This is a genomic window from Paraburkholderia sp. SIMBA_030 (assembly GCF_046535245.1).
Lineage (GTDB): Bacteria > Pseudomonadota > Gammaproteobacteria > Burkholderiales > Burkholderiaceae > Paraburkholderia.
In genome coordinates this window covers 298,118-316,018 of the sequence record NZ_JAWRXB010000005.1, presented here as the reverse complement: position 1 = coordinate 316,018, position 17,901 = coordinate 298,118, and the positions used below count along the sequence as shown (strand labels likewise).

Annotated in this window: 19 protein-coding genes; 9 read left to right on the top strand and 10 right to left on the bottom strand. The window is 63.9% G+C overall.

Annotated features, from left to right (window positions below; all coding sequences use genetic code 11):
• Positions 1–86 precede the first annotated feature (86 nt).
• The 5 genes from SB772_RS11060 to SB772_RS11040 all read right to left on the bottom strand — a co-directional run bounded on the left by SB772_RS11060 (position 87) and on the right by SB772_RS11040 (position 4,002).
• Positions 87–866 carry a peptidylprolyl isomerase gene (locus SB772_RS11060; protein WP_410833297.1) on the bottom strand — a complete coding sequence of 260 codons (780 nt, stop codon included), beginning with the start codon at positions 864–866 and terminating at the stop codon, positions 87–89.
• A gap of 11 nt (positions 867–877) precedes the next feature.
• The gene (locus SB772_RS11055; RefSeq protein ID WP_410833296.1) at positions 878–1,192 is read right to left on the bottom strand and encodes a BolA family protein; all 315 of its coding nucleotides are present in this window, start codon (positions 1,190–1,192) and stop codon (positions 878–880) included.
• 1 nt (position 1,193) lies between these two features.
• Positions 1,194–1,724: a septation protein A gene (locus tag SB772_RS11050; protein ID WP_410833295.1), complete on the bottom strand. Its 531-nt coding sequence runs from the start codon at positions 1,722–1,724 to the stop codon at positions 1,194–1,196.
• A 239-nt stretch (positions 1,725–1,963) separates the two neighbouring features.
• Entirely contained in the window at positions 1,964–2,386 is a 423-nt protein-coding gene (msrB, locus tag SB772_RS11045) for a peptide-methionine (R)-S-oxide reductase MsrB (protein WP_410833294.1), read from the bottom strand.
• A 59-nt stretch (positions 2,387–2,445) separates the two neighbouring features.
• A complete protein-coding gene (locus SB772_RS11040; RefSeq protein WP_410833293.1) occupies positions 2,446–4,002 on the bottom strand; it encodes a protein adenylyltransferase SelO in 1,557 nt (518 codons plus the stop codon).
• A 177-nt stretch (positions 4,003–4,179) separates the two neighbouring features.
• Between SB772_RS11040 and SB772_RS11035 the strand changes: the two genes are divergently transcribed.
• From SB772_RS11035 to SB772_RS11025, 3 genes are all read left to right on the top strand, one after another.
• The gene (locus tag SB772_RS11035; RefSeq protein ID WP_410833292.1) at positions 4,180–5,859 is read left to right on the top strand and encodes a 3-(methylthio)propionyl-CoA ligase; all 1,680 of its coding nucleotides are present in this window, start codon (positions 4,180–4,182) and stop codon (positions 5,857–5,859) included.
• 163 nt (positions 5,860–6,022) lie between these two features.
• On the top strand, positions 6,023–8,107 hold the full coding sequence (locus tag SB772_RS11030) for a 3-hydroxyacyl-CoA dehydrogenase NAD-binding domain-containing protein (protein WP_410833291.1): 2,085 nt from the start codon (positions 6,023–6,025) through the stop codon (positions 8,105–8,107).
• A gap of 261 nt (positions 8,108–8,368) precedes the next feature.
• On the top strand, positions 8,369–9,547 hold the full coding sequence (locus SB772_RS11025) for an acetyl-CoA C-acyltransferase (protein ID WP_410833290.1): 1,179 nt from the start codon (positions 8,369–8,371) through the stop codon (positions 9,545–9,547).
• A gap of 111 nt (positions 9,548–9,658) precedes the next feature.
• On the opposite strand, the gene SB772_RS11020 is transcribed toward SB772_RS11025, so the two are convergent.
• Positions 9,659–10,162, bottom strand: a complete 504-nt coding sequence (locus SB772_RS11020) for an LEA type 2 family protein (protein WP_410833289.1) — start codon at positions 10,160–10,162, stop codon at positions 9,659–9,661.
• Here SB772_RS11020 and SB772_RS11015 point away from each other — a divergent pair.
• From SB772_RS11015 to SB772_RS10990, 6 genes are all read left to right on the top strand, one after another.
• Entirely contained in the window at positions 10,161–10,547 is a 387-nt protein-coding gene (locus SB772_RS11015) for a hypothetical protein (RefSeq protein ID WP_410833288.1), read from the top strand. The two genes, SB772_RS11020 and SB772_RS11015, sit on opposite strands and share 2 nt — an antisense overlap.
• Positions 10,548–10,551: 4 nt before the next feature.
• On the top strand, positions 10,552–10,854 hold the full coding sequence (locus SB772_RS11010) for a Dabb family protein (RefSeq protein ID WP_410833287.1): 303 nt from the start codon (positions 10,552–10,554) through the stop codon (positions 10,852–10,854).
• Between the two features lie 9 nt (positions 10,855–10,863).
• Complete coding sequence (locus SB772_RS11005) at positions 10,864–11,349, top strand: PaaI family thioesterase (protein WP_410833286.1); 486 nt, start codon at positions 10,864–10,866, stop codon at positions 11,347–11,349.
• Positions 11,350–11,461: 112 nt separating this feature from the next.
• Positions 11,462–12,460 (top strand): NADP-dependent oxidoreductase, encoded by a 999-nt coding sequence (locus tag SB772_RS11000; protein WP_410833285.1) that lies wholly within the window; start codon positions 11,462–11,464, stop codon positions 12,458–12,460.
• A gap of 73 nt (positions 12,461–12,533) precedes the next feature.
• Positions 12,534–13,424: an SDR family oxidoreductase gene (locus tag SB772_RS10995; RefSeq protein WP_410833284.1), complete on the top strand. Its 891-nt coding sequence runs from the start codon at positions 12,534–12,536 to the stop codon at positions 13,422–13,424.
• Positions 13,425–13,490: 66 nt separating this feature from the next.
• Positions 13,491–14,450, top strand: a complete 960-nt coding sequence (locus SB772_RS10990) for an alpha/beta hydrolase (RefSeq protein WP_410833283.1) — start codon at positions 13,491–13,493, stop codon at positions 14,448–14,450.
• Positions 14,451–14,470: 20 nt separating this feature from the next.
• Here SB772_RS10990 and SB772_RS10985 read toward each other — a convergent pair whose 3' ends face one another.
• From SB772_RS10985 to SB772_RS10970, 4 genes are all read right to left on the bottom strand, one after another.
• Positions 14,471–15,322: an NRDE family protein gene (locus tag SB772_RS10985; RefSeq protein WP_410833282.1), complete on the bottom strand. Its 852-nt coding sequence runs from the start codon at positions 15,320–15,322 to the stop codon at positions 14,471–14,473.
• Positions 15,323–15,407: 85 nt separating this feature from the next.
• Positions 15,408–16,478 carry a YgfZ/GcvT domain-containing protein gene (locus SB772_RS10980; RefSeq protein WP_410833281.1) on the bottom strand — a complete coding sequence of 357 codons (1,071 nt, stop codon included), beginning with the start codon at positions 16,476–16,478 and terminating at the stop codon, positions 15,408–15,410.
• A gap of 111 nt (positions 16,479–16,589) precedes the next feature.
• On the bottom strand, positions 16,590–17,600 hold the full coding sequence (locus SB772_RS10975) for a tyrosine-type recombinase/integrase (protein ID WP_410833381.1): 1,011 nt from the start codon (positions 17,598–17,600) through the stop codon (positions 16,590–16,592).
• Entirely contained in the window at positions 17,516–17,839 is a 324-nt protein-coding gene (locus SB772_RS10970; protein WP_410833280.1) for a helix-turn-helix domain-containing protein, read from the bottom strand. The genes SB772_RS10975 and SB772_RS10970 overlap by 85 nt, the downstream gene beginning before the upstream one ends.
• Positions 17,840–17,901: the final 62 nt, after the last annotated feature.

Genomic DNA, 17,901 nt, shown 5'->3' with positions numbered 1-17,901 from the left:
CCTTCGAAGCGAAAACCGAACCGCAGAAACGAGAAAGCCGCCCAAGGGCGGCTTTCTCGTGCTCAAGCGGTAGGTAAAAGAACCGCTTACTGAATCTTCGCGTTCTTACGCAGACCTTCTTCGAACGCTTGCAGCTTCTCCTGCTGGATCTGCTGCACGATTTGCGGGCGCACCTGCTCGAGCGGCGGCGGCGTGATGTTGCGCACGTCGTCGACACGGATGATGTGCCAGCCGAATTGCGTATGCACTGGCGCGTCGGTCATCTGGCCTTTTTGCAGATGCGTGGCCGCGTCCGCGAATTCAGGTACGTAGGCCTTCGGGTCCGACCAGTCCAGGTCGCCGCCGTTCTTGCCCGATCCCGGGTCCTTCGAGAACTGCTTGGCGAGATCCTCGAAGCTTGCGCCGCCCTTGATCTTCGCGATCAGATCCTTGGCTTGCTGTTCGTTGTCGACGAGGATGTGGTGCAGGTGATATTCCTTGCCGCCCGCGTCCTTGACCAGTGCGTTGTAACGTGCGGTCACTTCGGCGTCGCTCGGCTGGTTGTTCTTGACGAAGTCTTCGATCAGCGCGCGCAGCACGACGGTTTGTTGTGCGACGGCGACTTGCGCCTTGATGTCCGGACGATTCGGCAGACCGCGGCGCAGCGCTTCCTGCATCAGGATTTCGCGGTTCACCAGCTCTTCGCGCACGGCCATTTGCAGTTGCGGCGTGTTTTGCTGGCCTTGATGAACCAGTTGATCGATCAGCGCATCGGCGCGCGCTTTCGGAATCGGCGTACCGTTCACGACGGCAATGTTCTGTGCGAATGCAGGTGCGGCCGCAAACGCGGCCAGCAATACCCAAAGGCGGGTTTTCTTCAGGGTCATCGAATATTTTCCTAGCGGGGCAACAAAGCGAATTCTTCGGGCGTATACGCCGTGATTGCAAGGGCGTGAATGCCGCGCTGCATGGCATCGGCCAGCGCATCATACACCATGCGATGCCGCGCCACGCGGGCCTTGCCGGCAAATGCGGCGGCCACGATCGTGACACTGAAATGACCGCCGGCGGACGCGCCGGCGTGGCCCGCATGCTGCGCGCTATCGTCGGTGATCCGGATCGACGTGACCGGCGCGAGCGCAGCGCTCAGACGCGCTTCGATCAGCGCGGCGCGCTCGGCGGTGGTGGCGTGCATAAACACATCGCTCGTCATGTCACTCCTCCTTCATATATCTGGACAGCCATAAACTTTGTCCGACGATGAACACCACGAGGCACCCCGTCGCGCCGAACAGCTTGAAATTGACCCATTGGTCGGTCGTGTAGTGGTACGCGACGAACAGATTGACGAGCCCGAGCAGCACGAAGAATATCGCCCAGACGATATTCAGTTTGCCCCAGATCACGTGCGGCAGCGTGATCTGCTTGCCCATCATCGCTTCGATCAGGTTCTTGTTGAACGCCAGTTGGGAAACGATCAGCGCGACCGAAAACGCCCAGTACAGCACGGTCGGCTTCCATTTGATGAAGGTGTCGTTGTGCAGCACGAGCGTCGCGCCGCCGAACACGGTGACGACGCCGAGGCTGACCCACAGCATCGGATCGACTTTGCGGTGGCGGAACGCCACCCAGGCGATCTGCACCAGCGTGGCGACGATCGCCACTGCCGTCGCCGTGAAAATGCCCCATACCTTGAAGGTGACGAAGAACAGGATGATCGGGAACAGATCGAACAGGAATTTCATTATCTGGTCGGGGATTCGGAGAGTGAGTCGGACAATGAGAGGCGCTATGTGAGGCGCCCGTGGGTGCGTGCTGTATGAACCCGCCGCGTCGGCCGGTGAACGGCGCTTTTGCCGTTCGTAGCGTGATTGCCGCGCCGGGTCGACCGGTTCGCAAGCCGGATGAACGGTGTCGCGGCCGGCGGGCGCTCGATGACATACGGGCGCACGCCGGCCGGCAACGCGCCGGACTCCGCGCTGCGTTACTTGGGCTCGAATTGTAACGCAGCCGAATTGATGCAGTAGCGCAGACCGGTCGGCGCCGGTCCGTCTTCGAACACGTGGCCCAGATGCGCGCCGCAATGCTTGCACTGCACCTCGATGCGCAGCATGCCGTGCGAGCGGTCGGTTTTCTCGGCGATCACTTCGCCGTTGATCGGCTTGAAGTAGCTCGGCCAGCCGCAACCGGCGTCGAATTTGGTGTCCGATTCGAACAGCGGCGTGCCGCAACACACGCAGTCGTAAATGCCGCGATCCCAGTGGTCGTGGTAGCGGCCGGTAAACGGCCGCTCGGTGGCTGCGTGGCGCGTCACCTGATATTCGATGTCCGACAGTTGCTTGCGCCATTCGGCGTCGTCTTTCTGTACGGCAGGGGCGTCGGTCTTGAGGTCGTCGGGGTTGTTCATGGTCGGAGTACCTGTCTCGGGTTTGTCTTTGGCGCGTGCTTACGACTTGCGGCGGCGCTTCACGAAGAGCAACTGACTTCCAGCGAGCTGGCCCAGTCAGGCGGCAGGCCCGCATACGCTTCGTGTTCCGGCTGCTCGTCGAATGGACGGCGCAGCACCGCCGCCAAACGCTCCACTTCGGAGAAATCCTTCTCTTTCGCGCGGCGGATCGCCGTTTCCGCCAGGTGATTGCGAAGTACGAATTTGGGGTTCACACGGTTCATTGCAATGGCGCGCGCGGCGTCGTCGCGTGTTTCTTCGGACAGGCGCGCGCGGTAGTCGTTCACCCACGTATCAAACGCGGCGCGGTCGAGGAACAGGTCGCGCGCCGGTGCGTCGCCGCTCGCATCGTGTTTCAAAATACGCGCGAGATTGCGGAATGTCAGCGTGAAATCGGCACGGTTTGCGTGCATGACTTCGAACAGACGATTGACCAGCGCATCGTCGCCGTCGCGCTCGACCTCGAGGCCGAGCTTCGCGCGCATGCGACGCTCCAGCGCCGGCGCGAAACGGTCCTTGAAGCCGACGAGCACGCGCTGCGCGTCTTCGATCGCTTTGTCGCCGCGCACGCTTTCCTCGTGTTGTGCGCCGAGCAGCGGCAGCAGGCCTTGCGCGAGGCAAAAGAGGTTCCAGTACGCGATCTGCGGTTGCATCCGGTACGCGTAACGGCCTTGCGAGTCCGAGTGATTGCAGATGTAGCCGGCGTCGAAGCCGTCCATGAAACCGAACGGGCCGTAGTCGATCGTGAGACCGAGGATCGACATGTTGTCGGTATTCATCACGCCATGGCAGAAGCCGACTGCCTGCCATTCGACCATCAGATCGGCGGTCGACAACACCGCTTCGTTCAGCAGCGCGAGATACGGATCGTCGGCTTCGCGGCAATGCGGATAGAAACGCTCGATCACGTGATCGGCGAGCGCGCGCAATGCATCGACGCGATCGTTCGAATAGAAATGTTCGAAGTGCCCGAAGCGCACGAAGCTCGGCGCCACGCGCGTGACGACCGCGGCGGTTTCGATTTCCTCGCGCCGCACCGGCTGGTCGGAGCCGATCACGCACAGTGCGCGGGTGGTCGGAATGCCAAGGTGATGCATCGCTTCGGAGCACAGAAATTCGCGAATCGACGAGCGCAGCACCGCGCGGCCGTCGCCCATGCGCGAATAGGGCGTGCGGCCGGCGCCTTTGAGTTGCAGCTCGAAGCGTTGGCCGTCGTGCTCGACTTCGCCGAGACTGAGCGCGCGGCCGTCGCCGAGCTGGCCGGCCCACACGCCGAACTGATGGCCCGAATACACCGACGCGTACGGCAGCGCGTGCGCCGGCCACTCGCGTGTGGCGTTGCCGCAGAAGAGTTCGGCGAAACCGGGCTCATGCTGGAGCCCGGGTGCCAAGCCAAGCAACGCGGCCGTTTCTTCAGAGAAGCCGACCATGTACGGCGCATTGAGCGGCGCCGCGGGCAGGCGCGTCAGAAACGTGCTGCCGAGCCGTGCAAACGCGCCTTCGGCAGAGTTGGTAAGCGCGTCGGAAAGCGCCGATAAAGGAACGGATAACCCTGCAATGCTTGGGGAAAACGACATATTGAGCGCCTCTGGATTAACCGATATTGTAAGTCCGCGCCCGCGGCGCTGCTGGCAGGCCTTTTGCCCGACGCCTCCCGCGTTCCGGGCCGCCTCCCGCCAAAGCCCGCGCGGCACACGAAACGCAAGCCCATTACAACGCCCATTGACGGAAACAAGGCGAGGAGACCTCTCTTTATGACGACGCCGCTGCTTGGCCAGATGATGGACGTGCCGCTCACCGTGTCCTCATTGCTCGCGCATGCCGCGCGGCATTTCGGCGACACCGAGATCGTGTCGCGGCGTATCGAAGGCGACGTGCATCGCTACACCTACCGCGACTGCGAAAAGCGCGCGAAGCAGCTGGCGCAGGCGTTGATCGCACTGGGCGTCGAGCCCGGCGAGCGGGTCGCCACGCTGGCCTGGAACGGCTACCGGCATCTTGAAGCATATTACGGCGTCACCGGCTTCGGCGCCGTGTGCCACACGATCAATCCGCGCCTCTTTCCCGATCAGATCGCCTACATCGTCAACCATGCCGACGATGCGTACGTGCTGTTCGATACCACCTTCGCACCGCTCGTCGATTGTCTCGCGCCGCAATGCCCGAAAGTGCGCGGCTGGATCGCACTTGCCGACGAAGCGCATCTGCCGAAGATGCAAACGCCCGTGCTCAGCTACGAAACGCTCGTCGCCGCGCAGGACGGCAACTACGCATGGCCGCTGCTCGACGAACGCCAGGCGTCGTACCTTTGCTATACGTCCGGCACCACCGGCAATCCCAAGGGCGCGCTGTATTCGCATCGCTCGACCGTGCTACATGCACTCGGCGCGTCGTTGCCCGACGCGATGGGTCTGTCCGCGCGCGATTCCGTGTTGCCCGTCGTGCCGATGTTTCATGTGAACGCGTGGGGCATCCCGCATGCCGCGCCGCTGACCGGCGCGAAGCTGGTGTTTCCCGGCAAGGACCTTGACGGCAAATCGCTGTACGAACTGATGGAAAACGAACGCGTCACCTATTCGGCCGGCGTGCCGACGGTGTGGCTCGGCTTGCTCAACCACCTGCGCGAAGCCGGTGTACGCTTCTCGTCGCTGAACCGTACGGTGATCGGCGGCTCAGCGTGTCCGCCGGCGATGCTGCGCACGTTCCAGGACGAATACGGCGTCGAAGTGATTCATGCATGGGGCATGACCGAAATGTCGCCGCTCGGCACCTTGTCGAAACTGACGTGGGAGCAGAGCCAGCGCTCGCCGGACGAGCAGCGCAAGCTGCGCGAAAAGCAGGGCCATGCGATCTACGGCGTCGATATGAAAATCGTCGGCGACGATGGGCGCGACCTGCCGTGGGACGGCGTTGCGTTCGGCGATCTGCACGTGCGCGGCCCGTGGGTGATCGACCGGTATTTCCGCAAGGACGATTCGCCGCTGGTGGACGGCTGGTTTCCGACCGGCGACGTCGCCACCATCGACCGCGACAGTTTCCTGCACATCACGGATCGCTCGAAAGACGTGATCAAGTCGGGCGGCGAGTGGATCAGTTCGATCGAAATCGAGAACGTCGCGATCGCGCATCCGGCGGTGGCCGAAGCGGCGTGCATCGCCTGCGCGCATCCGAAATGGACCGAGCGGCCGCTGCTGGTGGTCGTCAAACGGCCGGGTTTCGACGTGACGCGCGAAGAACTGCTCGCGTTCTACGACGGCAAGGTCGCCAAATGGTGGATTCCCGACGACGTCGCGTTCGTCGACGAACTGCCGCACACGGCCACCGGCAAGCTGCAAAAACTCAAACTGCGCGACACCTTCCGCGATCACGTGCTGCCGTCCGCGCTCGAGGACGAAAAGAACTGTCCCGTTGCCAGGGGAAACCCCGTCTCATGATAAATTGAACGAGCGTGCTTTTTTGTGTATTCTGCCTGCTGACCCCGGAAAGTCGGAGAATGAGTCGGCTTACAAGTTGACTCACGAATCGATTCACGCTTCGGCTCGGTGAACTGGGACGGGCGGCGCGTCATGTGCCGCCTCATCGCATGGAGACAGGCAGATGGCAGTGGACTACACAACCCATGACGGCGTGGCCGTCATCACGCTGAACAATCCGCCCGTGAACGGGCTCGGTCTGTCGACGCGAGCCGGTATCGTCGAAGGCATCGAGCGCGCGCAGAACGATCCGGCCATCAAGGCGATCGTGCTGACGGGCGCGGGCAAAGCCTTCTCGGGCGGCGCCGACATCACCGAATTCAACACACCTAAAGCCACTCAGGAGCCGACGCTCGCCACGGTCATCGAGGCCGTCGAAGGCAGCGCGAAGCCGGTGGTCGCGGCGATTCACAGCGTCGCGATGGGCGGCGGCCTGGAACTGGCACTCGGCGCGCATTACCGGATCGCCGCACCCGGCGCGCAGATCGCGCTGCCGGAAGTGAAGCTCGGCATCCTGCCGGGCGCGGGCGGCACGCAGCGTCTGCCGCGCGCAATCGGCCTCGAAGCCGCGCTCAACATGATCGTCTCCGGTGCGCCGGTGATGTCGGAGAAACTGGCCGACTCGGGCCTGTTCGACGAAGTGGTCGAAGGCGATCTGGCCGAAGCCGCGCTCGCGTTTGCCCGCAAGGTCGGCGCTAAAGGAGGCCCGCATCCCAAGGTGCGCGAGCGCAAGATCGAGCATCCGAATGCCGCCGGTTTCATCCAGTTCGCGCGCAATAGCGTGGCGGCAATCGCGAAAAATTTCCCGGCGCCGCACAAGTGTATCGACGCGGTCGAAGCGGGCGTCCAGAACGGCTTCGACAAGGGCCTTGCATTCGAACGCGAATGCTTTATCGCGCTCGTGCAGACGCCGGAAAGTCACGCGCTGCGTCACGCGTTCTTCGGCGAACGTGCGGCGAGCAAGATTCCCGATGTGCCGTCGGACACGCCGGTGCGCGACATCGCGCAGGTGGCCGTGATCGGCGCCGGCACGATGGGCGGCGGCATCGCGATGAACTTCATCAATGCGGGCATTCCCGTCACGCTGCTTGAAACGAAACAGGAAGCGCTCGATCGCGGCCTCGCTACGATCCACAAGAACTACGAAGCCACCGTCAAGAAGGGCAAGCTCAAGCCCGAAGCGATCGAACAGCGCATGGCCTTGATCACGCCGACGCTTTCCTACGACGACCTGAAAAACGCCGATCTGATCGTCGAAGCCGTGTTCGAAGAACTCGGCGTGAAAGAGCAGGTGTTCAAGCGTCTCGACGAAGTGGCGAAGTCCGGTGCGATCCTCGCATCGAATACGTCGACTTTGGACGTGGACAAGATCGCTGCGTACACGTTGCGTCCGCAAGACGTGGTCGGCATGCACTTCTTCAGCCCGGCCAACGTGATGAAGCTGCTCGAAGTCGTGCGCGGCAAGGAAACGGCGAAAGACGTGCTTGCCACCGTCATGAAGCTGGCCAGGAAGATCAGGAAGACCGCGGTGGTGTCGGGCGTGTGCGACGGCTTCATCGGCAACCGGATGATCGAGCAGTACATCCGTCAGGCGCTCTTCATGCTCGAAGAAGGCGCGCTGCCCGCGCAGGTGGATAAGGCGATCGAGAAGTTCGGCTTCGCGATGGGGCCGTTCCGCATGAGCGATCTGGCCGGTAACGACATCGGCTGGGCGATCCGCAAGCGCCGCTATCAGGAGCATCCGGACATGCATTACTCGAAGATCGCCGACCGTCTGTGCGAGACGGGGCGCTTCGGGCAGAAGACCGGCGGCGGCTGGTACGACTATAAGGCGGGCGACCGCACTGCGTATCCGTCGAAAGTGGTCGACGAGATGATCGTGGCGTTTTCGAAGGAAACCAACGCCGAGCGCCGCAAGATCGGCGACGAGGAAATCGTCGAACGTCTCGTATTCGCGCTGGTGAATGAAGGCGCGAAGATTCTCGAAGAAGGCATCGCGTCGAAGGCATCGGACATCGACATGGTCTATCTGACCGGCTACGGCTTCCCGCTCTATCGCGGCGGCCCGATGCTGTACGCGGATACGGTCGGGCTCTACAACGTCGAGCGCGCGATTCGCCGCTACGCGTCGCGGCCGAACGGCGATGCGTGGCAGCTCGCGCCGAGCATCGCGGAGTTGGCGGCGAAGGGCCGTGGCTTTAACGGCTGAAGCGTCGCTCGACTGAAAATGAGTGAAATGAGTGGGGTGGCGCGGTTGAGCGATCCGCCGGCGCGCCACCACCGACATCTGGAAGTACCAACCAACTTGTATGGGACCGGAGTAAGCGCTATGGAACCAGAGTAAGCGCTAAAGCGCTAACTCTGGCCGACACGCTAACTCTGGTCGACCGCTTTGCATGGGGCCAGAGTAAGCGCTATGGGACCAGAGTAAGCGCTAAAGCGCCAACTCTGGTCGACACAGGAGATTTGCATGACTGACGCCGTAATCGTATCGACCGCCCGTACGGGTCTCGCCAAATCATGGCGCGGCGGGTTCAACATGACGCATGGCGCCACGCTCGGCGGACATGTGACTCAAGCCGCCGTCGAGCGCGCGAAGCTCGACCCGGCCCGCGTCGAAGACGTGATCATGGGCTGCGCGAATCCGGAAGGCGCGACAGGCATGAACATCGCGCGCCAGATAGCACTGCGCGCCGGTTTGCCGGTCAGCGTGCCGGGCATGACGGTGAACCGTTTCTGCTCGTCCGGTTTGCAGACGATCGCGCTGGCCGCGCAACGCGTGATCGCCGGTGAAGGCGACGTGTTCGTCGCGGGCGGCGTGGAATCGATCTCGTGCGTGCAGAACGAGATGAACCGCCACATGATGACCGAAGGCTGGCTCAGCCAGAACAAGCCGGAAATCTACTGGTCGATGTTGCAGACGGCCGAGAACGTCGCGAAGCGCTACGCGATCTCGAAGGAGCGTCAGGACGAATACGGCGCGCGCTCGCAGCAGCGCGCCGCGGCCGCGCTCGAAGCCGGCAGGTTCAAGGACGAGATCGTGCCGTTGACGGTGCTCGCCGGTGTCGCCGACAAAGCCAGCGGTCGTCTCTTCACGAAGGAAGTGACGGTCAGCGCCGACGAAGGCATCCGTGCCGACACGACGCTCGAAGGCGTGTCGAAGATTCGCACCGCGACGCCGGGCGGCGTGATCACCGCGGGCAACGCGAGCCAGTTCTCGGACGGCGCGTCGGCTTGCGTCGTGATGAACGCGAAGGTTGCCGAACGCGAAGGTTTGCAGCCGCTCGGCATTTTCCGCGGCTTCGCGGTGGCCGGCTGCGAACCGGACGAGATGGGTATCGGCCCGGTGTTCGCGGTGCCGAAGCTGCTCAGGCAAGCCGGCCTGAAGGTCGAGGACATCGACCTGTGGGAACTGAATGAAGCGTTCGCGGTGCAGGTGCTGTATTGCGCGGACAAGCTCGGCATTGCGCACGACCGTCTGAACGTGAACGGCGGCGCGATTGCGGTGGGCCATCCGTATGGCGTGTCGGGCGCGCGTCTGACCGGCCATGCGCTGATCGAAGGCAAGCGGCGCGGCGCGAAGCTGGTCGTCGTGACGATGTGTATCGGCGGCGGGCAGGGCGCGGCGGGCTTGTTCGAAGTGGTTTGATTCGGCTTGTGATGCGGTGAAAAGCGGGTGTCGTGTGGTTCGGTGCGAGTTGACGTACAGGCGTTGAATTCGCGCCACCCGTTTTTTACCTGAAAGCGCGGATCGTCTGAATCAAGGCAAAGCCGTACCGAGCGCCGGCAGGCTCAGCGTACCCTGGTCGATAAAACGCGTGCCGCCTGTGAGGCCTCCGGCGAGCCGGCCCCGCAGGATGTACGGAATCTGCCCGGATTGCGCGGCGTCGGCGAACGCGAAGGCCTGGCGGACGGCGGCGAAGGCGGGCACCGTCAGCGGCACGTCGACCACGGTTTCGCCGAAGCGCGGCACGGTGCCGCTCTGGTCGCTGACGCCGCTCGCGAACTGCTTGCCGTTCAGTTCGAGGTTGAGCGAGACGCCGTCATAGGTGACGGCGGCTTCGTTGGGATTCTGGACGCGCAGCTTGACGTTAAAGCGCATTTCGAGGCCCTGGCTTTCGATCGGATCGATGCCTGCCACGTTCACGCGCAGCGGATCGCCGCCGAACAGACCCGCGCAGCCGTTGAGCGTCAGCGTGACGAGGGCGACGATCGCGGCCAGCCGGGTGCTCCGGCCGGACAGCAGGGCGCGAACGAAGGACATGACCGGCACCTCGAAGGAAGCGGGTTGTGTCATGCATTGTACCGGCCGGTTTGGCGGCCGAAGAGCAGGGTTAAGCCGGGCTGCGCAGCAGGATTCCGACAAGGCTGGACAAACGGCGCGCGGCTTGACGGATCAAGCCGTTGTTTTCGGGCCGCTGTGGTTGAACAAGGAATGCCGCCGCGCGTGCAACGTGGTTCGATCGAAGCTGCGGGCGCGGCGCCCGCGCATCGGCAAACGCCATTCCGGTTATCATTTCCTACTGCGCGTGCGCAGCATTCGGCGCACGTTTGCACAGCCCACAGCCTGCGGACTTCCGCGCGACACGCAAAAAACGTCGAGCGCCGACGCAAAGTCCCAGCCCAACGAATTGAATCGAAGAAGGTGACTCCGTGATCCGTCATATTGTGATGTGGAAGCTCAAAGAAACCGCCGAGGGCGCGACCCGTGCGGAAAACGCGCTGAAGCTGAAAGAAAAGCTCGAAGGCTGCCGCGACATCGTACCGGGCATCCTGAAGCTCGAAGTCGGCATCGCCCAACCGGGCCTCGAATCGACCTACGACATCGTGCTGGTCTCCGATTTCACCGACAAAGCCGCGCTCGACGCGTATCAGGTTCATCCCACGCATGAAGCGCTCAAGGGCTTTGTCGGCGCGGTGCGTGAAGCGCGTCAGTGCGTCGATTACGAAATCTGACGCGGCGCAATGACCGATTCGCCCTCATCTAAAGGAAGCAGCGCGGCGCTGCCCGAGAGCCCGTTCGTCGACCGGCTCGGCGCGCAGCTCGTGTCGGCTGCCGACGGCGTCAGCGAAATCGTGCTGCCGCTCGAGCCGGATCACATGAACACGTGGAACGTCGCGCACGGCGGCGTCACGATGACACTGGCCGACGTCGCGCTCGCCATGGCCGCGCGCAGTCTGGCCGGCGACGGCGTCGGCGTGGTCACGGTCGAGATGAAGGTCAACTTCATGCAGCCGGGCCGCGGCGAGTTGCGCGCCACCGGCCGCGTGCTGCACCGCTCCACCACGATGGCCTATTGCGAAGGCGAGATCCGCGATAGCGAAGGCCATTTCGTCGCCAAAGCGCTCGGCACCTTCAAATACATGCGGCGCCTCGCCGTGGGCCGCGATGTGACGCAGCAGCGTCTGCGCAGCGACCCGTCCGCCAAACCCGGCCCAAGCGACGGCTGATTTCCCGTCGACGGCGCGCGTGTCGAGAGCCGCGCGCCGTCCTTGCCTCTGCAGACACTGTTCGCAACACATCATCCGCTGTTCATAACATCGACTCATGGAGACGCTCGTCATGCCCCAGATCAACCGTCAACTCGTGCTGGCTTCGCGTCCGCAAGGCGCTGTTATGCCCGACAACTTCAAGCTGGTCGAAACGCCGCTCGCAGCGCTCGCCGACGGCGAATTCCGCGTGCGCAATCATTACCTCTCGCTCGATCCGTACATGCGCGGCCGGATGAACGACAGCAAGTCGTACGCGGCGCCGCAGCCGCTGAACGAAGTGATGATCGGCGGCACGGTGGGCGAAGTGGTCGAGTCGAAAAATCCGAAGTTCGCGGTTGGCGACAAGGTCGTCGCGATGTTCGGCTGGCAGGAGTACGGCACCTCGAATGGGGCGGGCGTGCAGAAAGTCGACGACACGCACGTGCCGCTGTCGGCGTATCTCGGTCCGGTCGGCATGCCTGGCGTTACCGCCTGGTACGGCCTGAACAGGATCATCGCGCCGAAGGCCGGCGAGACGGTGGTGGTCAGCGCGGCGAGCGGCGCGGTGGGCAGCGTGGTCGGGCAACTGGCGAAGCTGGCCGGCGCGCGCGCGGTCGGCATTGCGGGCGGCGCGGACAAGTGCCGCTATGTGGTCGAGACGCTCGGCTTCGATGCCTGCGTCGATTACAAGGCCGGCAATCTGTATCAGGACCTGAAAGCGGTCACGCCGAATGGCGTCGACGGCTACTTCGAGAACGTCGGCGGCGAAGTGCTCGACGCGACACTTGCCCGGATGAACGCGTTCGGCCGCATCGCGCTGTGCGGGTTCATCGCGGGTTACGACGGCCAGCCGGTGCCGCTCAGGCATCCGTCGCTGATGCTCACGCAGCGTTTGCTGGTGCAAGGGTTCATCGTCAGCGAGCATATGGAAGTGTGGCCCGAAGCGCTCACGCAACTCGGCACGCTGGTCGCGCAGAAGAAGCTGCAGTATCGCGAGACCATCGCGCAAGGGCTCGACCAGGCGCCCGAGGCTTTCATCGGTCTGCTCAAGGGTAAGAACTTCGGCAAGCAGCTCGTCAAGCTGATCTGAGCGATCTGAGCCCGGCCCAAAAAAACGGCTGAAAAAACGGGCTGAAAAAAACGGTCAACCCAGGAGATACACGATGTTCGAATTCGAAGGCAAGGTGGCGGTGATCACCGGTGCGGCGAGCGGCTTCGGCCGTGCGTTCGCGGACAAGGGCGCGTCGCTCGGCATGAAGCTGGTGCTGGCCGACGTCGATACCGGCGCGCTCGCGCAAACCGTCGACGCGTTGCGCGCCGGCGGCGCGCAAGTGCTCGGCGTGCCCACCGACGTGTCCGACGCCGCCCAGGTCGAAGCGCTCGCGCAAGCGGCGCTCGACGCCTTCGGCAAGGTTCATCTGCTCTTCAACAATGCCGGCGTGGGCTCGGGCGGCTTCCTGTGGGAAAGCTCGGCGAACGACTGGGACTGGGTGTTCGGCGTCAACGTGATGGGCGTCGCGCACGGCGTGCGCGTCTTCACGCCGATCATGCTGCGGCAGAACGAGCCGGCGCATATCGTCAATACGGCGTCGGTGGCCGGCTTGCTGTCGCCGCCCGCGATGGGGATTTACAACGCGTCGAAACATGCCGTCGTGTCGCTGACGGAAACGCTCTATCACGACCTGCAACTGGCACAAGCGACACAAGCGGCGGCGGGCGGCGAGGTCGGCTGTTCGCTCCTGTGTCCAGCCTTCGTGCCGACCGGCATCGCCAATGCGGAGCGCGCGCGGCCCGAGGCGTTGCGCAACGACAGCGCGCCGACGCGCTCGCAAATCGCCGCCGGCAAGCAACTGCAACGCGCGGTGCAAGCGGGCAAGCTGACGGCGGCCGACGTCGCCGCGCTCACGTTCGAGGCGATCAAGACGCGGCGTTTCTACATCGTCACGCATCCGGGCATCATGGAGACGGTGAAGCTGCGTCACGAGGACATCGAACAGCAGCGCAATCCCACCGATCCGCTGTCGCTGAAGCCCGAGGTGAAAAGCGCAAGCTAGCCGCGCATGGCATCATACGGCGCTCGTTCCGCCAACCTTCGGCGCACCCGCGCCGCCTGACGCACCATGTCGCTGAATCCGAAGCTCGAGCAGGTGCTCGACATGATCGCGCGCGCCAAGCGCCCGCAGTATCACGAACTGACCGCACAACAGGCGCGCGCCTCCTACGAAAAAAGCGCGCCGATCCTGGAGATCGCGAGCGCGCCGATGTTCGCGCTCGAAGACCTGCAAGTGCCGACGCGCGACGGCGCGACGATTCGCGCGCGCCTTTATCATGCTGTCGAGCCGAGTTGGGCCGAGCCGGCGCCGGCGCTGGTCTATTTTCACGGCGGCGGCTTCACGGTCGGCAGCGTCGATACGCACGATGCGCTGTGCCGGATGTTCGCACGCGACGGTCGCTGCACGGTGCTGTCGGTCGATTACCGGCTCGCCCCGGAGTACAAATTCCCCACTGCGGTTGAGGACGCCTTCGATGCACTGGCCTGGCTGCACGCGCACGCCGCGGAGTACGGCGTGGATGCCGGGCGGCTGGCAGTCGGCGGCGATAGCGCGGGCGGCACGCTGGCAACGGTCTGCGCGGTGCTCGCGCGCGACGCCGGCATCGAGCTTGCGCTGCAATTGCTGATCTATCCGGGCACGACGGCTTATCAGCAAACCGATTCGCACGCGCGCCTCGCAGACGGCTTCCTGCTGTCGGGCGACACGATCCAATGGTTCTTCGAGCAATACGTACGCGACGCCGGCGATCGCGACGACTGGCGTTTCGCGCCGCTCGACGGCAAGCGCGGCGCGCCCGGTTTCGGCGGCCTTGCGCCGGCATGGATCGCGACCGCCCAATACGATCCTTTAAGCGACGAAGGCGATGCATACGCGGAGAAATTGCGTGCAGCCGGCAACGAGGTGACGCTCAAACGCTACCCGGGCATGATCCACGAGTTCTTCAAGATGGGCGGCTTCGTGCCCGACGTCGCGCAGGCGCACGCCGATGCCGCGGCGGCATTGCGCGCGGCACTCGGCGTCGACTGATTTCTCCTAAGCGCCCGGCTTCAGGCGATCGCGCGTTCGACGTTGAAGGCGAAGCTGCGCTCGAAGTCGCCGGGCCGCACGATCCGGTGCGAGCCGTTGTCGTCGCTGCGTTCGGCGATCGCGACGCTGACCGCGTCGCCATGCACGACCACCCGCAACGCGGTGGTGCCGCGCGTGCCGTACTCCGGCGTTTCGATAAACGCCGCCGACAGCGCCCGTTCGCGTTCGAGCGGAATGCCGGTGGCCGGCAATTCGTCGTCGCGGGCGAGGCGCGGATCGCGCATCAGATCGATCAGGCGTTCGAGCGGCGGCATCGGGTCGCGTGCGAGCAGCTCGCCTAATTCCGCGCGTTTGTTGACCAGCTTCGGCCACGCGGTATCGAGCACCGCGTTCGAGATGCCGTGCGTGCCGGACGCAAGCAGCGTCGGCGCAATGTTCGAGCGGTTGCAATACCAGCCGAGTTCGCGGCGCGTCCAGTCGCCGATCAGCAGGTTGAAGCCGTTGTAGATGTCGCCGGTTTGCGCGACGTGTTGCAGATATTCGAGCGGGGCGGCGTGCGTTCCGCCGATTCCGTTGCTTCCGTTGGCCGGGCCGCTGAGCCAGTCGCTGACGAGCGTGCCGCGGGTCGGCGCATCGGCGCGCATTTCACGTGGCGCGCGGTAGTTGGTCAGCGCGGCGAAACGGCCGTCGCGCGACATTCCCAGCCAGGTGCCGCCGCCCACCAGATCGCGGCCGGCCAGCACGGTCGGCGCGTCATGCCACCAGTTGATTGGCTCGGCCGTGCGGCGAAAGAATTCGTCGCGGTTCGCGGCGAGTGTGAAGAGCGGGCCGTCGGCCGCGTCAGGTCGCCAGTCGAAGACGATCAGGCACATCGGGTGGGATCTCCCGGTGGGGATGGAATGGCGTGCAAACGTGGGGAGAAAGCGGCGCGAAGTCGCGCCGCTTCAGTCCAGCAGCTCAAGCCTCGGTCGGCAACCCATACGGCAACGCGAGGAACCTCAGCGCCGGGCCATCGGCCGCGCCCAGATGCACCGAGCCGCTTTCCAGCGCCGCGAGCTTGATCTCCACCAGCACATCGACGCCGCCATCCGGCGCCGACGCCGCGTTCACCACCATGCCGCACGGCTGGCCCGGATCGTCCGAGTGGAACAGTTCCACGCCCGCCTTGACCGTGTCCAGTTCGCCCGCCACATTCGCGAGCGACGTGCGCCGCTTGATCGTGCCGCGATACTGGCTGCGCGCAACCACTTCCTGGCCCGGATAGCAGCCTTTGCGGAAGTTCACCGCGCCGAGCACGTCGAAATTGACCATTTGCGGCACGAACTGCTCGACCACCGGCTGCGTGATGCGCGGTTCGCCCGCGCGAATGTCGAGCCAATCCCACACCGCCGGCGACACGCGCTTAAGCTTGCCATCGAGCAGGGGCAGGCGCGCCTCGATCCCGGCCTTCGGTCCGATCCACAGATAACGCAACCGGTCGAGCGCATCGGGCACGCGAATCAGCGAACCCGCCGCGCCGTCCACCTGCACATGCACGCCGTCCGGCAGCGCGTCGAACACGGTGGAGAGCGCGCGGCGCACGTCGCCCGCGAGGCCGACCACCGCCAGTTCGCCGCTTGCATCCACGAGTTTGGCCTTGGCGCGCAGCACGAACATCGACAGCCGTTTCTGCACCGCGGCCTGCACGTCTTTCGACACCAGCAGGCGGATCGTCTCGCCGCTGCGCCACGTCAGGAACGACGCCAGCAGACGGCCCTTGGCCGAGCAGTAGCCGGCGAGGCGTGCATGGGCGGCATCGAGATGCTGGGTGTCGTTGGTCAGCTGGCCGTGCAGGAAGCTCGCCGCATCGTCGCCAGTGACGTCGATCACGCCGAATTGCGTGAGCGGCACGTAGGCGCCTTGCTGGATCACGGCGTCGAATTCATCGGACGCCGGGCGCGGCAGCGCAGGGAGCCCGGCAGGTGAAGAAGGTGCCGTGGCAACAGTGTCTGAGAGGGTGCCTGAAGCGGTAGCGAGCGGTGTGTTCATGGATTCGGAGAACAGTCAATTCTGACTTTAGCTAAGGCAAGCAAGTATTATATGGGCTTCACCCCAGCCACGTTTCGCATGTCCCTAGTGAAATAAGGCTTTCGCAGAGCCTTATGCCGCAAGGGTTTGTGGCTTTTCCCGCGCTGGCTGTGCCGTAAACGTGACCGCGTTTGCATGCTCAGCCAGATGATCCGGTGCAAGGTGGGCATACCGGAGAACGTGCTCGTACTTCGCCCATCCCCCCAATTCCATCAGCCTGTTCAATGGAGTTCCCGCCTGCACATGCCAGCTCGCCCAGGTATGGCGCACATCGTGAAACCGGAAATTCTCGATCCCCGCGCGGGCGCATTGCCGGTCCCACTGCGCGCTGCACCAGCTCGTCGTCGGGATCGGCTTGCCACACCTTACGAACACGTAAGTCTGGTGCTTGCCGATCCACCGCCGGATCGCTTCAACCGCATCATCATTCAGCGGCACGCCAATCGGCTTTCTCGCCTTCGCCTGATCTGGGTGTATCCATGCCCGCCGGTTCACCAGATCGACCTGCGACCACTCCAGACCGAGCAAGTTGGCGCGGCGCAGCCCAGTCGCAAACCCGAGAGTGGCCACGTCCCGCATCCAGTCGGCCCGAATGGCACCGATCAGCCGCTGTGCTTCCGATTTCGTGATCCAGCGGATGCGGCCGTTCGCCACCTTCAGGTCTTCCAGCTTCGGCGCGCGGTCGATCCATTCCCATTTATCGGCGGCCAGCTTGAACAGGATGCGCATCGTTGCAAGGTATTTGTTCTTCGTCGCGCGGGAGACCTTGCGGCGTTCCTTGCACCGCTGATCCCATTCGGGCAGGGCAGCGAAAACTTCGTCCCGCGTAATCGAGGCCAGTGGGCGACCTGCAAAAAACTGCCGGAAGTGCCGGATGTGGATTACGCGGTTCTGGCAGTCCGCGAGGTGCGAACTTTCCTTCAACATCCTTACGGCTGCATCGTTCCACGTGTGCACCGGACGTTCGCCCATCTTCTCGACGCGCCACAGTTCGTGCTTCAGCTTGTCGTGATACTCCTGAGCCTCCTTTCGGTTGGTCGTTCCAGTAGTCTGTCTAACTCGCTCTCCACCTGGCGTGCGGATGTCGATATGCCAGATGTCCGAGCCTTCGCGCTTTCGGATTGACATTTTTTGCTCCTTGGTTCCGTCTGCGCCGGTCGGTTCGGATTGTACTCTGTCGCGAATTTCAGCTTGTCGGGCCAGATGCGCCACTGGTTGCCGATCTGGAAGAAGCCCATTTCTTCCTTGTGGGCGTACACGGTGGAGTAGGAGACGCCGAGCAGGGCAGCGGCTTCCTTCAGACTGAGTGCACGTTCGATCATGTTTTTACTCCAGCCACGGTCCATGCGTTACGCGTCGTTTCGATGATTTGTGCTGCTGCTTC

What these genes read in the sequence shown, in the direction of transcription:
- SB772_RS10980 (WP_410833281.1), bottom strand. Translation starts at nt 16,478, where the DNA reads ATGAACACACCGCTCGCTACCGCTTCAGGCACCCTCTCAGACACTGTT.
- SB772_RS11040 (WP_410833293.1), bottom strand. Translation starts at nt 4,002, where the DNA reads ATGTCGTTTTCCCCAAGCATTGCAGGGTTATCCGTTCCTTTATCGGCG.
- SB772_RS11005 (WP_410833286.1), top strand. Translation starts at nt 10,864, where the DNA reads ATGACCGATTCGCCCTCATCTAAAGGAAGCAGCGCGGCGCTGCCCGAG.
- SB772_RS10985 (WP_410833282.1), bottom strand. Translation starts at nt 15,322, where the DNA reads ATGTGCCTGATCGTCTTCGACTGGCGACCTGACGCGGCCGACGGCCCG.
- SB772_RS10995 (WP_410833284.1), top strand. Translation starts at nt 12,534, where the DNA reads ATGTTCGAATTCGAAGGCAAGGTGGCGGTGATCACCGGTGCGGCGAGC.
- SB772_RS11055 (WP_410833296.1), bottom strand. Translation starts at nt 1,192, where the DNA reads ATGACGAGCGATGTGTTTATGCACGCCACCACCGCCGAGCGCGCCGCG.
- SB772_RS11020 (WP_410833289.1), bottom strand. Translation starts at nt 10,162, where the DNA reads ATGTCCTTCGTTCGCGCCCTGCTGTCCGGCCGGAGCACCCGGCTGGCC.
- SB772_RS11050 (WP_410833295.1), bottom strand. Translation starts at nt 1,724, where the DNA reads ATGAAATTCCTGTTCGATCTGTTCCCGATCATCCTGTTCTTCGTCACC.
- SB772_RS10970 (WP_410833280.1), bottom strand. Translation starts at nt 17,839, where the DNA reads ATGATCGAACGTGCACTCAGTCTGAAGGAAGCCGCTGCCCTGCTCGGC.
- SB772_RS11025 (WP_410833290.1), top strand. Translation starts at nt 8,369, where the DNA reads ATGACTGACGCCGTAATCGTATCGACCGCCCGTACGGGTCTCGCCAAA.
- SB772_RS11000 (WP_410833285.1), top strand. Translation starts at nt 11,462, where the DNA reads ATGCCCCAGATCAACCGTCAACTCGTGCTGGCTTCGCGTCCGCAAGGC.
- SB772_RS11015 (WP_410833288.1), top strand. Translation starts at nt 10,161, where the DNA reads ATGACCGGCACCTCGAAGGAAGCGGGTTGTGTCATGCATTGTACCGGC.
- SB772_RS10990 (WP_410833283.1), top strand. Translation starts at nt 13,491, where the DNA reads ATGTCGCTGAATCCGAAGCTCGAGCAGGTGCTCGACATGATCGCGCGC.
- SB772_RS11030 (WP_410833291.1), top strand. Translation starts at nt 6,023, where the DNA reads ATGGCAGTGGACTACACAACCCATGACGGCGTGGCCGTCATCACGCTG.
- SB772_RS11060 (WP_410833297.1), bottom strand. Translation starts at nt 866, where the DNA reads ATGACCCTGAAGAAAACCCGCCTTTGGGTATTGCTGGCCGCGTTTGCG.
- SB772_RS11035 (WP_410833292.1), top strand. Translation starts at nt 4,180, where the DNA reads ATGACGACGCCGCTGCTTGGCCAGATGATGGACGTGCCGCTCACCGTG.
- msrB (WP_410833294.1), bottom strand. Translation starts at nt 2,386, where the DNA reads ATGAACAACCCCGACGACCTCAAGACCGACGCCCCTGCCGTACAGAAA.